This is a genomic window from Pseudomonas sp. SZ40, assembly GCF_052958135.1.
Genome location: NZ_JBQWIF010000008.1, coordinates 135,601 through 150,667, shown reverse-complemented (window position 1 = coordinate 150,667; position 15,067 = coordinate 135,601). Strand labels below are relative to the sequence as shown.

The window sequence follows — 15,067 nt, the reverse complement described above, 5'->3', positions numbered from 1 at the left end:
GGCTGCCAAGGAATAAAGATGAAAGAACGCCTGTTTATCCTCAGCCAGTACCTGACTCCGCATCACCTGCTGTCGCGCCTGATCGGCTGCGCAGCCGAATGCCGGGCACCCTGGTTCAAGAATCGCCTGATCACCTGGTTCGCCAAGCAGTATCAGGTCGACATGAGCGAGGCGCAGGTCGAGGATCCGACTGCATTCGAACACTTCAACGCATTCTTCACCCGCGCCCTGAAAGAAGGCGCCCGCCCGCTGGACAATCTGCCTGGCGCGGTACTCTGCCCCGCGGACGGTGCCGTCAGCCAGCTTGGCCGCATCGAGCACGGCCGGGTATTCCAGGCCAAGGGCCACAGCTACAGCGTGACCGAACTGCTGGGCGGTGACAGCGAACGCGCGGCGCCCTTCATGGGCGGCGATTTCGCCACCGTGTATCTGTCTCCCAAGGACTACCACCGCGTGCATATGCCGCTGGCCGGCACCCTGAAGGAAATGATCTACGTGCCGGGTCGCCTGTTCTCGGTGAACCAGACCACCGCCGAAAACGTTCCCGAGCTGTTCGCCCGCAACGAGCGCGTGGTGTGCCTGTTCGACACCGAACGCGGCCCCATGGCCGTGGTACTGGTTGGCGCGATGATCGTCGCCTCCATCGAAACCGTCTGGGCCGGCCTGATCACGCCGCCCAAGCGGGAACTGAAGACCGTACGCTACGACGAAGCCGCCCGGGCACCGGTCAGCCTCGAGAAGGGTGCGGAGCTGGGCCGCTTCAAGCTCGGCTCTACCGCCATCGTGCTGTTTGGCCCGGAACAGGTGAAATGGGCCGAGGAGCTGGCTGCCAATAGCCCCGTGCGCATGGGCCAATTGCTCGGCCAGTGAACCGGCAGCACGGCCTGCAGCCTTCGCCATGATTGGTGCAAAGGCTGCGACGATGGCCAGATGCTGCTAGAGTCGCCTCACGATTACCGAACGATTCGCTCGCATGTTGGCGCTGGAGTAAGAAAGTTTGATGGATAAACAGAGCCCCCACCTTTTGCTCCGCGTCCCGACGCCGACCAAGCAGGGCCTGACTTTCTGCGACGCCACGCCACGTGACCTGAAACGCTGGATCGCCGGCCTGCCCAAGGCCAACATCGGTGAAACCGCGCGCCAGTTGTACCAGGCGCTGATCGAGCTCAACCAGTTGCTGACCCCCTCGGACAACCGTCTGCAGCTGCTCGAGCTGTTGCGGCCCGAGGTGTACTTCGTCTGTCAGCATCTGGAGCGCCACTTCCTCAACCAGGCCATCGTCCTCGACGAGCGCCCGCGCAAGGTGGCCAATCTGTGCCAGGCCCTGCAGAACCACCTGGCCATCGGCTACAAGCTGATCATTTCACGCCTCGCCGCCCAGCCGAACCGCGAACGCAACCAACTGCTCGGCACCGCGCTGCAGCGTGCCGTTCACAGCCTCAATGGCCCGCTGATTCGTACCAGCCAGCTGTACTGTCCGGTTCCCGAGGGGCTGTGGCTGGAGCTGCACCAGCTTTACCTGATCGCTCATCAGCAGGACCTCCACAAGGTGGTGATCCGCGACCCGCTGGCGCGCCACACCCAGGGGCTGAGCGTCGAGCAGAGTTATATCGTGGCGCTGCTGATCGGCTGCTCACGCTGCAACCAGATGCGCCAGAGCGCCATCGCCCGTCTGGCCGAAGCACTGGAAGCCTGGAGCACACTGATCAACCTGCAGGCTGGCGGCCATCCATCGAGCATCTTTGCCGTCGCCCCCCAGCTGGACGGGCCGCCGCGCTATACCTCGCTGTTCCAGCCAAGCGAGTTGCAAGGCGCTCTGGGTATCGACCCGACACCGCTGGTCAATGCCATCAAGGACCACCTGCATCTGCTGCCCGAGGAAAGAAGCCAGTCGCGCCTGCCCGTGCCGGATGGCTTCACCATCGACATGCTGCAGCATGCCGCTGCAGCCTGGGGCGACATTTCCGAGCGCACCTTCCAGCGCACCCAGGGCACTGGCAGCATGACCCTGTGCATCGGCATGAGCGCCTTGAACTACTACCTGGCCAACGGCCGGGCATTCAGCGAGATCCTCAAGCAGCCGATAGAAACCACCGCTTCGTTCAAGCCGGTCAGCAGCGAACCGGATATCTGGTCCAACGCCCCGGACGCACGGCGCGGCACCGAGTGGGAACATGGTCTGCCGTTCGAGGAAATCGAATACCCCAAGCCCGTCGAGGACCAGGAACAATCGGCCTCCGGGGCGGGCGAAGGCTTCCCGAGCTACACGCTGTCGATCGTCAACCACAGCCCTGGCGGCTATTGCCTGTCCTGGCCGAAGGAAGTGCCCAACCAGCTGCAGGCCGGTGAACTGCTGGGCATCCGAGACAACCCGCAGCAGAGCTGGAGCGTGGCCGTAGTACGCTGGATTCGCCAGGTACGCGGTGGCGGCACGCAGATGGGCATCGAACTGATCGCCCCACACGCGCAATCCTGCGGCCTGCAACTGGTACGCAAGGCCGAACAGAACAGCCAGTACCTGCGCGCCCTGCTGCTCCCGGAAATCTCCGCCATTTCCCGCCCGGCCACACTGATCACGCCACGCCTGCCTTTCCAGGAAGGTAGCAAGGTGCTGATCAACATCAGTGGCAAGGAGCGCCGCGCCGTGCTCAGCCAGAAACAGGCCAGCACCGGCAGTTTCAGCCAGTTCGAGTATCACGATCTCGAGCAGAAAAGCGTCGATCACGCGACCTCCGTCACAGCCTCCGGAACCCACCGGCCGGCCGGGGAGGAAGACTTTGACTCACTCTGGAAGTCGCTGTAGATTGCGGGAAACCCTCCCGCATTCTTCTGCTGTCTTATCGCAGATTCGACCTCGCTAATGGCCATCGAAAAGAAAACCATCCGCCTGCTGATTCTCGAAGATTCGCAGAATGAGGCAGAGCGTCTCGTCAGCCTGTTCCGTAATGCCGGTAACGCGACCCGTGTACATCGGCTGATCTCCAGCGAGGATCTGCTCGAAGCCCTCAAGCACAATTGGGATCTGCTGATCTGCGCCCCCGTCAGCGAATGCCTGGAGCCCCACGAAGCGCTCTCCTGCATTCGTCATCAGGGCAAGGACATTCCGGTCATTCTGCTGCTGGCCGACAACGAGCCCGACAGCGTCACCGAGGCGCTGATGCTGGGTGCTCAGGATGCGTTGCCTCAGGGCGAGGACGAGCGCCTGGTGCTGGTGGCCCGTCGCGAGCTGGTCAACCTCGAGGAACGCCGCGCCCGCCGCGCCGCCGAGGTAGCCCTGCGCGAAGCGGAGAAGCGCTGCCAGCTGCTGCTGGACAGCTCGGTGGATGCCATCGCCTATGTGCACGACGGCATGCACATCTATGCCAACCGCGCCTACCTCGAGCTGTTCGGCTTCGACGACGCCGAAGAACTGGAAGGCCTGCCGATGATCGACCTGATCGGCAGCGCCGACCAGGGTGCCTTCAAGGACTTCCTGAAAAACTATCAGCATCTGGACGATCACGAGTTGTCCTGTGCAGGTGTGCGCACCGACGAAAGCACGTTCTCGGCGCGCGTCACCCTCTCCCCCGCAGCCTACGACGGTGAGCCCTGCATCCAGGCAGTGATCCGCGCCGAAAGCGGCAACGCCGAACTGGAAGAGAAGCTGCGGGAGATCAGCAGCCTGGATCTGGTCACCGGCCTGTATAACCGCGCCCACTTCATCGAGCTGATGGATACCGCAGCGCATCGCGCGGTGAACGACGAACAGCCGGCGAGCCTGGCCTACATTCGCGTCGATCGCTATGCCGCCCTGCTTGCCGAAATGGGCCTGGGCGCCATCGATCTGCTGCTGACCGACCTCGCCGGCATGCTGCGCACGCATTTCCCGCAGGATGCCCATCTGGCGCGCTTCGGCGACGATGTGTTCGCCGTTCTGCAAGCGGGCATGACACCGCAGCAACAGCGCCCGCAACTCGAGGCCCTGCTGCGCAAGGCCGAGACGCACCTGTTCGACATCAACGGACGCACCGCACAAACCACCCTGTCGATCGGCGTTGCCGGCCTCAACGACACCACGCCCAAGGCAGGTGAAGTGATCGACCGCGCGCAGCGCTGCGCCGATCAGATCGACGAGCCGGGCACCCTCAAACTGTTCGACCCGGCCGAGGAACTGGCCGCAGCAGCCAGCCGCGGCAGTGTCGTGGCGATGGTGCAGCAGGCGCTGGAACAGAACAGCTTCCGCCTGTTGTTCCAGCCGGTCATCAGCCTGCGAGGCGATGAGCACGAACACTACGAAGTGCTGCTGCGCCTGCTCAGCCCATCCGGTCAGGAAGTCCCGCCCGGGGAATTCCTGGCCGTGGCCAGGGACTCGGGAATGGGTGAGAAGATCGACCGCTGGGTGATCCTCAGCTCGATCAAACTACTCGCCGACCACCGTTCCAAAGGGCACGCGACACGCCTGTTCGTGCACCTGTCCAGCGCCAGCCTGCAGGATCAGACGCTGCTGCCCTGGCTCAGTGTCGCCCTGAAGGCCGCGCGCCTGCCTTCCGATGCCCTGGTATTCCAGTTCAGCGAACCGGATGCCATTGCCTACCTGAAACAGGTGAAAGCGCTGACCCACGGCCTCAAGGATCTGCACTGCCATATCGCCCTGAGTCAGTTCGGCTGCGCGCTGAACCCGTTCAATACGCTCAGGCACCTGCCCGTCGACTTCGTCAAGGTGGATGGCTCCTTCGCCAAGGACCTCAGCGATCCGGCCAATCAGGAAGCGCTGAAGACCATGCTCGCCAGCCTGCATAGCCAGGCCAAGCTGACCATCGTGCCGTTCGTGGAGTCCGCCAGCGTCCTCGCCACCCTGTGGCAAGCCGGCACGAACTACATTCAGGGTTACTACCTGCAGGGTCCGAGTCAGTCGATGGATTACAACTTCTCGTCAGACGATTGAGCCAACGGGGCAGCCTGGCCGCCCCGTTGCAGCTGCATCTCGCTTACCGCTGACCGTCGCGGTCGCGGAAACCCAGCAGATAAAGAAGGCCGTCCAGGCCCAGGGTGGAGATCGCCTGCTTGGCCGATTGCTTGACCAGCGGCTTGGCCCGGAATGCCACACCCAGCCCGGCAATGGCCAGCATCGGCAGGTCATTGGCGCCATCGCCGACGGCAATGGTCTGTTCCAGACGCAAACCCTCCTTGTGCGCCAGCTCGCGCAACAAGTCAGCCTTGCGCTGCGCATCGACGATCGGCTCGATGGCCACACCGGTGACCTTGCCATCGACCACTTCCAGTTCGTTGGCGAACACGTAGTCGATGCCCAGCTTGGCCTGCAGTTGCTTGGCGAAGTAGGTGAAGCCGCCGGACAGAATGGCGGTCTTGTAGCCCAGGCGCTTGAGCTCGGCGAACAGGTTCTCGGCACCCTCGGTCAGACGCAGCGACGCGCCGATTTCATCCAGCACACCGACATCCAGGCCTTTCAGCAGGGCCAGGCGCTCCTTGAAGCTGGCGCGGAAGTCCAGCTCGCCACGCATGGCCCGCTCGGTGATTTCCGATACCTGCTCACCGACACCGGCGGCCTTGGCCAGTTCGTCGATCACTTCTGCCTCGATCAGGGTGGAATCCATGTCGAACACGGCCAGGCGACGATTGCGGCGAAACAGGGAATCGGCCTGAAAGGCGATATCGACGTTCAGCTCCTGGGCCACGCTGAGAAATTCGGCCCGCAAAGCGGCCGGATCACTCGGCTCGCCACGTACCGAAAACTCGATGCAACCCTTGCCCTGCTCGACCGGCATGTCCAGCGGCATACGCCCGGACAGTCGGTCGATATGGTCGATATTCAACCCGTACCGGGCGGTGATCGCACTGACGCGCTGCAACTGCTCGGCGGTGACCTTGCGGGTCAGCAGCGTCACGCTGTGGCGTGCCTTGCCCTGCCCGGCCACCCAGTTCTGGTAATCGTCTTCCGATACCGGCGTGAACCGCACCTGCTGGTCGAGCTTGTAGGCGGTGAAGAGGATGTCCTTGAGCACCGAGGACGCGCGCTCGGTATCGGGAATTTCCACCAGGATGCCGAACGACAGCGTGTCGTGGATGACCGCCTGGCCGATATCGAGAATGTTCACGCCACCTTGGGCCAGTACGCCGGTAATGGCAGCCGTGAGGCCGGGCCGATCTTCACCGGTAATGTTGATCAGGACGATTTCGCGCAAGGCGTACTCCGGAGCTCGCAGGACTAAGAACGGTCTGCCGAACGGCGATGTGCAGCAGGGCCGGTGAAAAAACGCACATTCTAACCACTTTCAATGCCTTCCGGACACGCGCGGCGCTTTGCCCTGCGCGGGTCGCTCGCTATACTGCGCCGCATCTACAGTCGACAAGAGCCGAGCTCTGTGAACCGGCCCGCCCCCGTAAAACCCGATAACTTCTTCCTTCTGCTCTTCCGTGCACTGCGCCAACGTCGCGTGCCGCTGGCATTGCGCGTCGTCAGTCACAGCTTGCTGCTGGTGGCCATGGCGCTGGTGATCTATGCCTGGGTCATCGGCATGCAGTTCAAGCAGGCCATGCAGCAGCAGGCCGAAGCACTGGGCAGCAGCCTGATCACGCAGACGGCTGCCTCGGCCACCGAACTGCTGGTGTCCAACGACATCCTCAGCCTCAACGTGCTGCTCAACAACCTGGTGAAGAACCCGCTGGTGGCGCACGCGGCCATTTACAGCGTCGACAACCGCATCCTTGCGGAAGCCGGCACCCGCCCCAGCAAGAGCATGCTCGGCGAGACCGAGGGCCTGTACTCCACGCCGATCACTTTCCAGGAGGTGATGGCCGGGCAGTTGCGCATCAGCCTGGACATGCAGCAATTCCAGCAGCCAATGACCATCAGCCTGCAGAGCATGGGCATCCTCAGCCTCATCCTGCTGGCGCTGACGCTGTCGCTGAGCCTGCGCCTGGGCCGACAGATCTCCACGCCACTGATGCAGATGCGGGTCTGGCTGCGTGACCCTGATGATTACGCCCCGGGCGCCAATCGCCAGGACGAGATTGGCGACCTGGCGCGGCAGCTGCAGGCTCGCCTCGCGCCGGTAAAACCGGAGCCCGAGCCGGAGCCAGAGCCGGAATTCGACGACCTCGACGATCTGGACGAGCAGTTCCTGCACGACGAGGATGACGAAGAAGTGGATCGCCGCGACGATCCGCAGTTCGAAGTTCGCGACCTGCGCGACAGTCGCTTCGATACCGACGATTACGATCCGCCAAGCCGCAGACGCGGTGAAGACACCGATGACGATGCCTTCGCCGATCTGTATGACCGCGATGAGACGCCTGCCCACATCCCTCCGGCGGCACCTGCTGCGCCGCAGAAGAGTGCCGTATTGGCGGTCCAGCTGGGCGCTCAGGAGCAACTGCGCCGTTTGCCGCGTACCCGCCTGATGGAGCTTCTGGAAAGCTACCGCAACTGCCTGGACAAGGCCGCGGCGCTTTACAAGGCTCAGCTGTACACCCTCAACGATGGCAGCAGCCTGATGCTCTTCCACCATCAGGACAGCCAGGACGACTACCTGACTCACGCCATCTGCTGCGGTGAACTGCTGCGCGCACTGGGCCACGCCCTGCAGATCGAAGTTGCCGACAGCGGCATCACCCTGCACCTGCAACTCGGCCTGACCCTGGGTGAAGACCTGCAGGGTCTCAGTCAAGGCGACCTGCTGTTGAGCGAAACCGCACAGGATGCCCTGGCCCTGTCTCAGCACAGCCGCAACCTGCTGCTGGTGGAACGACGCGTAGGCGAAGACGCCACGCTGCGCCAGCGCGCCCGCATCCGTGCCATCGCCAGCCCCGAGGGCGCCAGCTGCGTCGAGCGCCTGCTCGATCCGTATCCGGCGCTGCTCGAACGTCAGATGGCCAGGCTACGCGAAGAGCGCTAGGCCCCCGTGGGGTGGATGGCGCCTTTCTCATCCACCATCGCGCCAGCGAAGCGGTGAACAAGGGGGCGGCGTCTTCCCCATCAATACCCGTTACGCAACTGACACGAGGAGTCTGCAGGCAACGCGCAGCTCGGACTGTGAATGGGGCATTACCTAGCAGGCACGAAAAGGCCGGCGCAAGGCCGGCCGTTTTCCCGCGCGAAGCGATCAGAGCTTGGCGATGGACACCTCAGTGGACTTGACGAACGCGATCACTTCGCTGCCCACGCCCAGTTCCAGCTCGCGCACGGAACGGGTGGTGATCACCGAAGTAACGATGCCGGCTGCGGTCTGCACGTCGATTTCCGACAGCACGTCGCCCTCGACGATTTCCTTGATGGTGCCTTTGAACTGGTTACGGACGTTGATGGCTTTAATGGTCATGTCGAATTTCTCCTAGGGTCGAATTTAGCTGCAAGTCTCAAGCTGCAAGCGACAACAGAGCGCCTGGGCTTTTTACTTGCAGCTTGTGGCTTGAAGCTTGTCGCTGCTTTAAAGCGCCCAACGCAGTTGCGTCGGGAGCGGTGAAACGGGATCGGGCTGCGGTGGCAGCTCGGGCAGTTGCAGAACACGATTGAGCACCTCGGCTTCCAGCGAAGCCAGGCGTGCCGAGCCCTTGTTACGGGGGCGCGGCAGATTCACGTCCAGATCCAGGCCAACCTGACCGTCTTCGATCAGAATGACCCGGTCAGCGGTGGCAACGGCCTCGCTGACGTCGTGGGTGACCAGCAGTACGGTAAAACCGTGCTTCTGCCAGAGGCCCTCGATCAGTTGCTGCATTTCGATACGGGTCAGGGCATCCAGAGCCCCCAGGGGCTCGTCGAGCAGCAGCAGGCGCGGCTCGTGAATCAATGCACGGGCCAGGGCCACGCGCTGCTTCTGGCCACCGGACAGCGCCGCCGGCCACTCATTGGCACGCTCGCCGAGACCGACAGCTTCCAGCACCTGCTGGGCCTTGGGTCGCCAGTCACCGGTCAACCCGAGGCCGACGTTGTCGATCACGCGCTTCCACGGCAGCAGGCGCGCTTCCTGAAACATCAGACGGGTATCTTCACGGGTCGCCGCCAACGTGCCGTTACCGGCCAGCAGCTCACCGCCAGTAGGCTGGTCGAGGCCAGCGAGCAGACGCAGCAAGGTGCTCTTGCCGCAACCACTGCGTCCGACCACGGCAACGAACTGGCCCGAAGGGATGCGCAGGTCGATGTCCTTGAGTACCTGGCGCTCGCCAAAGGATTTCTGAATGCCGCGAATGGTCAGCGGCGTGCCTCGCTTGAGGCTATGCAGAGCGGTCATTTGGCACCTGCCTTGGTTTGATAGGCCGGATGCCAGCGCAGCCAGGCGCGCTCCAGGCCACGGGCAGCGACATCGGCCAGCTTGCCGAGCACCGCATACAGCAGAATCGCCAGCACCACCACGTCGGTCTGCAGGAATTCACGGGCGTTCATCGCCAGGTAACCGATGCCGCTGCTGGCGGAAATGGTTTCGGCGACGATCAGGGTCAGCCACATCAGCCCGAGGGCGAAGCGCACACCGACCAGAATCGATGGCAGCGCACCGGGCAGGATCACCTGACGGAACAGCGCGAAGCCGGACAGACCATAGCTGCGCGACATTTCCACCAGCGCCGGATCGACGTTGCGGATGCCGTGGTAGGTGTTCAGGTAGATCGGGAACAGCGTGCCAAGAGCGACCAGGAAGATCTTCGCGCTTTCGTCGATGCCGAACCACAGAATAACCAGCGGAATGAGCGCCAGGTGCGGCACGTTGCGGATCATCTGAACCGAGCTGTCGATCAGGCGCTCGCCCCATTTCGACAAGCCGGTGATGAAGCCCAGGGCCAGACCGATGCCCCCACCAATGGCGAAACCAACCCCTGCGCGCCAGCCACTGATCGCCAGGTGGGTCCAGATCTCGCCACTGGAAAGCAGCTGCCAGCCGGCCTCGAACACCGCGCTGGGCGCCGGCAGAATGCGCGTGGACAGCAGCCCCAGGGCGACCGAACCCTGCCAGGCAACCAGCAGCGCCACGGGCAGTGCCCAGGGCGCCAGGCGCAGGGCCAGGCTATGGAAAGACGTGTTGCTCATTTCATACCTCAACAATCATCACGGGATGGCCGGGCGTCCACGCCCGGCAGCGTTTCAACTGGCCGACGCCGCCTTGGGCAGGATGTCGTTGGCGACCATTTCACCGAACGGGCTGACATAGTTCGCGCCTTCCGGCAGCGCAGGGCGGTTCACGTCCAGGTGTGGGAACAGCAGTTCGGCGACCCGATAGGACTCTTCGAGGTGTGGATAACCGGAGAAGATGAAGGTATCGATGCCCAGCGCGGCGTATTCCTTGACCCGCTCGGCCACCGTCGGACCATCGCCGACCAGCGCCGTACCGGCACCACCGCGCACCAGGCCGACACCAGCCCAGAGGTTGGGTGACACCTCCAGGTTGTCCTTGCTGCCGCCGTGCAGGGCAGCCATTCGCTGTTGGCCGACCGAGTCGAAGCGCGCCAGAGAGGCCTGGGCGCGAGCGATGGTGTCATCGTCGACATGGGCAATCAGCTTGTCAGCGGCCTTCCAGGCCTCTTCGTTGGTTTCCCGGACGATCACGTGCAGACGAATGCCAAAGCGCACTTCGCGCCCCTGGGCCGCAGCCTTCTCACGCACGGCGGCGATCTTCTCGGCCACCGCGGACGGTGGTTCACCCCAGGTCAGGTACAGCTCGACCTGTTCGGCGGCGAGGTCCTGCGCGGCTTCCGAGGAGCCACCGAAGTACAGCGGCGGACGCGGTTGCTGGACTGGCGGGTAAAGCAGCTTGGCGCCCTTCACCTGAATATGCTTGCCGTCGTAATCGACCACTTCGCCTTCCAGCACGCGACGCCAGATGCGGGTGAACTCGACGGACGCCTCGTAGCGTTCGGCGTGGGACAGGTTCAGACCATCGCCTGCCAGTTCGTCCGGATCACCGCCGGTGACCAGATTGAACAACGCACGACCGCCGGACAGACGATCCAGTGTCGCCGCCTGGCGTGCAGCCACGGTCGGAGAAATGATGCCCGGACGCAGGGCCACGAGGAATTTCAGGCGCTGGGTCACCGGGATCAGCGACGCGGCGACCAGCCAGGAATCCTCGCAGGAACGGCCGGTGGGAATCAGTACGCCGCCGAAACCGAGGCGGTCGGCAGCCTGGGCGATTTGCTGCAGATAACCGTGGTCAACGGCACGGGCCCCTTGCGAGGTACCGAGATAATGGCCGTCACCGTGGGTCGGCAGAAACCAGAAAATGTTCAGACTCATGGAGTGGTCTCCTTGGGATTGGGCCGCTGCATGGCCAGTGACCATGCAGCTGAATGCCTTACTGCTGGGCTTTCTGAGCGGCTGCGAGGGACGCCGGCGGTGTCCAGATCACGTCCTTGATGCTCAATTTCTTGGGGATCAGTTTCAGCTCGGTGAAGGTGTCGGCGATCTTCTGCTGCGCCGTCACCACTTCCGGAGTCAGTGCTGCAGCGCCGTAGCCCTGGCGCTTCACGGCAATGGCGGTGATGTCCCGTGGCAAGCCGAGCAGCGGTGCGACCTGGTCGGTAACCTTTTCCGGGTCGGCCTTGGAGTCTTCGCCCACGGCGCGGACCTCTTCGATCAGCACCTGAAGGATTTCCGGGTTCTTCTCGGCGTAGGGTTTGGTAGCGAGGTAGAACTGGTGGTTGTCGACCAGGCCTTCACCGTCACGCAGGGTGCGTGCCTGCAGTTGCTGTTCGGCGGCCGCCTGGAAGGGGTCCCAGATGACCCAGGCGTCGACGCTGCCGCGTTCGAACGCAGCGCGGGCATCGGCCGGCGGCAGGTAAACGGGCTGGATATCGCTGTACTTCAGGCCCGCGTCTTCCAGAGCACGCACCAGCAGGTAATGCACGTTGGAGCCCTTGTTCAGCGCGACCTTCTTGCCTTTCAGCTCGGCCACCGACTTGAGCGGTGAATCCTTGGGTACCAGAATCGCTTCGCTGTGCGGGGCTGGCGGCTCGTAGGCGACGTAGAGCAGATCGGCACCGGCCGCCTGGGCGAAGACCGGCGGCGTTTCACCGGTCACTCCGAAATCCACGGAGCCTACGTTGAGCCCTTCGAGCAACTGCGGGCCACCGGGGAACTCGGTCCATTTGACGTCCACGCCCTTGTCGGCCAGACGCTTCTCCAGCGTCCCCTTGGCCTTGAGCAGCACCAGGGTGCCGTATTTCTGATAGCCGATACGCAGTGTCTCGGCTTGAGCTTGGGTAATGGCGCCGAAGGAAATGGCCGCGGCAAACAAGGCGACCAGACTCCGACGCAAAGTGATAGTGCGCATGACGCTCTCCTCTGCATTGAGTGTTTGGCCACCTGCTGCCTCGTTGGCGGGCTAGTAAGGTGGTTGATGGGTGAACCTTCACCCATGTGGAAAATGTGTGTGAATCCTTGACTCAGGCGCTCCAGCGCCCACTGATCAGGCGATCGTTCAACAGCCCCGGCTCGATCGGCTGTGGCCGGCGGTTGAGTGCCTGGATCAGATGCTGCAAAGCGTCATCCAGACGCTGTTCAAGTACCGGCAGCAGATCGCCACCGGTATCGGTGTAGGCAATCTGGCTGTCATCGGCGAAAACGCCGTGCAGTACTTCCTGCGCCTTGAGCGCCGACAGTACCGGCTTCAAGGCGTAATCCACCGCCAGCATGTGGGCACTGCTACCACCCGTGGCGATTGGCAGCACCACCTTGTGATGCAGCGCGCGCTCGGGCAGCACGTCGAGCAGGGTCTTCAATGCGCCCGAAAACGATGCCTTGTATACCGGCGTCGCAACGATCAACCCATCGGCAGCAGCCACGTGGGCCTGCAAGCCCTGAATGCGCGGGCTGTCGAAACGGGCGAAGAGCAGATCCTCGGCCTCGAAGTCACGCACCTGATAACTCACCACCTCGACACCATGGGACTGCAGCCACTGCCGCGCCCTGTCGAGCAGTACGTTGGAGCGTGACTTCTGGCTCGGACTGCCACCCAGCAAAACCACCAACATGGGATGTCCTTACTTGTTCGGTTGCGGGGTGAGGCGCAGGTAGGGCTTCACGGCGCGATAGCCTTTGGGGAAGCGCTGCTTGATCTCGTCTTCGTCCTTCAGCGAAGGCACGATCACCACATCGTCACCGTCCTGCCAGTTGGCCGGGGTGGCCACCTTGTGGCTGTCGGTGAGTTGCAGCGAGTCGACCACACGGAGGATTTCGTTGAAGTTGCGCCCCGTGCTCGCCGGATAGGTGATGCTCAGGCGGACCTTCTTGTTCGGGTCGATGACGAACAGCGAACGCACGGTCAGGGTGTCGTTGGCATTCGGGTGGATGAGGTCGTAGAGCTCGGAAACCTTGCGGTCGGCATCGGCCAGAATCGGGAAGTTGACCGCGGTGTTCTGGGTCTCGTTGATGTCGTCGATCCACTTCAGGTGGGAGTCGACCGGGTCCACGGACAGGGCGATGGCCTTGACGTTGCGCTTGGCGAACTCGTCTTTCAGCTTGGCGGTGAAACCCAGCTCGGTGGTGCACACCGGCGTGAAATCCGCAGGGTGGGAGAACAGGATGCCCCACTGGCTACCCAGCCACTCGTGGAAGCGGATACGGCCTTCGCTGGAATCCTGTTCGAAGTCAGGTGCGATGTCGCCAAGGCGGATGCTCATGCTGTGTGCTCCTCAAGTGAGTCGTTGCGTGGCGCTCACTATGCTCAGGAACACGGAATATTAAAAAGAATAAATAATGATTTATTTATAACCAAATGAGCTTAATGGACTCGAGACGCGCCAGCACCTCGTCAACGGCGGGCCTGTCCAGTGACATGGCGCTATTCGAGCAGCCGCGCCGGATTACCTGCGACCTTCGCTCCAGCAGGTACATCGCGGGTGACCACGCTGCCAGCGCCGATCAGCGCGTCGTCACCGACGGTCACTCCCGGAAGGATCAGCGCTCCAGCGCCGATCCATACGTTGCGACCGATGCTCACAGGCCGACCGAATTCCAGGCCGGACTCGCGCTCGGCAGGAGCACGGGGATGATCCGCGGTGAGTATCTGCACGCCGGGGCCGATCTGGGTCTTGTCGCCGATGCTCACGGCCACCACGTCGAGGATCACGCAGTTGAAGTTGATGAACACCTCGTCGCCCAGGCTGAGATTGAAGCCGTAATCGCAGTGAAACGGCGAACGCACCACCACGCCCCGGCCAATGCTGGCCAGGCGCTCGCCCAGCACTTGGGTACGCTCGGCAGGTGACAGCCCCAGGTTGCCGTTGTAGCGCGCCAGCCAGGCGATGGTGGCGGCGCTTTCGGCCTGCAGTTCGGGATCGCTGGCCAGATAGAGCTCACCGATGAGCATTTTGTGTTTTTCACTGAGCGCCATGGCGGGTGCTTCCTTTGGGGGTGTGCAGTAAGTGAACCTGAAGTCCCCCTGGGGTTCCGCCAATCAGGTCGTCAGGAAATGTCCAAGCGCCACCCACTGCAGTTCCTCGATCGCCTCGCCCAACCGCTCGTCCACCTCGCAGAGTCGTGCGTTCTGCGCCTCGGTCAGCCATTGCGGGATGTCCCACAGGGCGATTTCGGTCGGCTCATCCTGCAGATGAGCGAATACACCGTAGAAATCCTGCAACAATTGACGGGCCTGCTGCAGGCCCAGCAGGGCGAGTGCGGCCTGGGCGTACTCGAAGGTCGGCATGCCCCAGTTGGCGAAGAACTGCAGCAGGCCACCGTTGTAGTAGTCGGCCTGGAGACGCCATAAGGCCACCAATTGTCGATCTCGCAGTTCGATCGCCTCGAGGTCCCAAGCGGCTTCGTCCAGACGGCGCAACGCCTGGTTCTGCAGGTCCTCCCAGGCCAGTTCCGGAGCATCCCAGCAACTGCCTCCCAGATGTCGCCAGCTGGCGGTGAACCCCAGATTTTCCAGGCGATAGTCCTGCCGCTGCGCGGGTGAAAGACGGTCGAGTCGTAGATAGCCATCCTGGATCAGGGAAAACACCTGACCATTGCGCAGATGAAAGAACACCTTCTGCTCATCGAAGCTCAGGTGGTCGATTTTCAGGAAGGCGAGTTCGGGGTAACGATGATAGGGCATGGGCCTGGTCACCAGAATGAAGTCGGAGCCGACCATGCCAG

The 15,067-nt window shown here is 62.9% G+C and carries 14 protein-coding genes; 4 read left to right on the top strand and 10 right to left on the bottom strand.

Annotation, left to right across the window (positions count from 1 at the left end; all coding sequences use genetic code 11):
• Positions 1-12 precede the first annotated feature (12 nt).
• The 3 genes from asd (at position 13) to ACT9T4_RS09350 (ending at position 4,924) form a co-directional block, all read left to right on the top strand.
• Positions 13-870: an archaetidylserine decarboxylase gene (gene asd / locus ACT9T4_RS09360; protein ID WP_179540120.1), complete on the top strand. Its 858-nt coding sequence runs from the start codon at positions 13-15 to the stop codon at positions 868-870.
• Between the two features lie 130 nt (positions 871-1,000).
• Positions 1,001-2,803: a cyclic-di-GMP receptor FimW-related protein gene (locus ACT9T4_RS09355; protein ID WP_042554449.1), complete on the top strand. Its 1,803-nt coding sequence runs from the start codon at positions 1,001-1,003 to the stop codon at positions 2,801-2,803.
• A 57-nt stretch (positions 2,804-2,860) separates the two neighbouring features.
• A complete protein-coding gene (locus ACT9T4_RS09350) occupies positions 2,861-4,924 on the top strand; it encodes an EAL domain-containing response regulator (RefSeq protein ID WP_042554448.1) in 2,064 nt (687 codons plus the stop codon).
• Between the two features lie 43 nt (positions 4,925-4,967).
• Here the strand turns inward: ACT9T4_RS09350 and serB are convergent, their stop codons facing one another.
• Complete coding sequence (serB, locus tag ACT9T4_RS09345; RefSeq protein WP_042554447.1) at positions 4,968-6,182, bottom strand: phosphoserine phosphatase SerB; 1,215 nt, start codon at positions 6,180-6,182, stop codon at positions 4,968-4,970.
• Positions 6,183-6,362: 180 nt separating this feature from the next.
• On the opposite strand from serB, the gene ACT9T4_RS09340 reads away from it, so the two are divergent.
• Positions 6,363-7,895, top strand: coding sequence for an AhpA/YtjB family protein (locus tag ACT9T4_RS09340; RefSeq protein ID WP_042554446.1), 1,533 nt, complete (start codon positions 6,363-6,365; stop codon positions 7,893-7,895).
• Between the two features lie 207 nt (positions 7,896-8,102).
• Here the strand turns inward: ACT9T4_RS09340 and ACT9T4_RS09335 are convergent, their stop codons facing one another.
• From ACT9T4_RS09335 to ACT9T4_RS09295, 9 genes are all read right to left on the bottom strand, one after another.
• Positions 8,103-8,318 carry a TOBE domain-containing protein gene (locus tag ACT9T4_RS09335; protein WP_013793202.1) on the bottom strand — a complete coding sequence of 72 codons (216 nt, stop codon included), beginning with the start codon at positions 8,316-8,318 and terminating at the stop codon, positions 8,103-8,105.
• A gap of 108 nt (positions 8,319-8,426) precedes the next feature.
• Positions 8,427-9,227, bottom strand: coding sequence for an aliphatic sulfonates ABC transporter ATP-binding protein (gene ssuB / locus ACT9T4_RS09330; protein WP_042554445.1), 801 nt, complete (start codon positions 9,225-9,227; stop codon positions 8,427-8,429).
• Positions 9,224-10,018: an aliphatic sulfonate ABC transporter permease SsuC gene (gene ssuC, locus ACT9T4_RS09325; RefSeq protein ID WP_042554444.1), complete on the bottom strand. Its 795-nt coding sequence runs from the start codon at positions 10,016-10,018 to the stop codon at positions 9,224-9,226. Before ssuC ends, ssuB begins: the two co-directional genes overlap by 4 nt.
• 54 nt (positions 10,019-10,072) lie before the next feature.
• The gene (gene ssuD, locus ACT9T4_RS09320) at positions 10,073-11,221 is read right to left on the bottom strand and encodes an FMNH2-dependent alkanesulfonate monooxygenase (RefSeq protein ID WP_042554443.1); all 1,149 of its coding nucleotides are present in this window, start codon (positions 11,219-11,221) and stop codon (positions 10,073-10,075) included.
• Between the two features lie 58 nt (positions 11,222-11,279).
• Positions 11,280-12,257, bottom strand: coding sequence for a sulfonate ABC transporter substrate-binding protein (locus ACT9T4_RS09315; RefSeq protein ID WP_042554442.1), 978 nt, complete (start codon positions 12,255-12,257; stop codon positions 11,280-11,282).
• Between the two features lie 112 nt (positions 12,258-12,369).
• The gene (gene ssuE, locus ACT9T4_RS09310; protein WP_042554441.1) at positions 12,370-12,957 is read right to left on the bottom strand and encodes an NADPH-dependent FMN reductase; all 588 of its coding nucleotides are present in this window, start codon (positions 12,955-12,957) and stop codon (positions 12,370-12,372) included.
• A 9-nt stretch (positions 12,958-12,966) separates the two neighbouring features.
• Complete coding sequence (locus ACT9T4_RS09305) at positions 12,967-13,605, bottom strand: peroxiredoxin (RefSeq protein WP_042554440.1); 639 nt, start codon at positions 13,603-13,605, stop codon at positions 12,967-12,969.
• 161 nt (positions 13,606-13,766) lie between these two features.
• Positions 13,767-14,318: a sugar O-acetyltransferase gene (locus tag ACT9T4_RS09300; protein ID WP_042554439.1), complete on the bottom strand. Its 552-nt coding sequence runs from the start codon at positions 14,316-14,318 to the stop codon at positions 13,767-13,769.
• A gap of 63 nt (positions 14,319-14,381) precedes the next feature.
• The gene (locus ACT9T4_RS09295; protein WP_179539282.1) at positions 14,382-15,026 is read right to left on the bottom strand and encodes a DMP19 family protein; all 645 of its coding nucleotides are present in this window, start codon (positions 15,024-15,026) and stop codon (positions 14,382-14,384) included.
• Positions 15,027-15,067 lie beyond the last annotated feature (41 nt).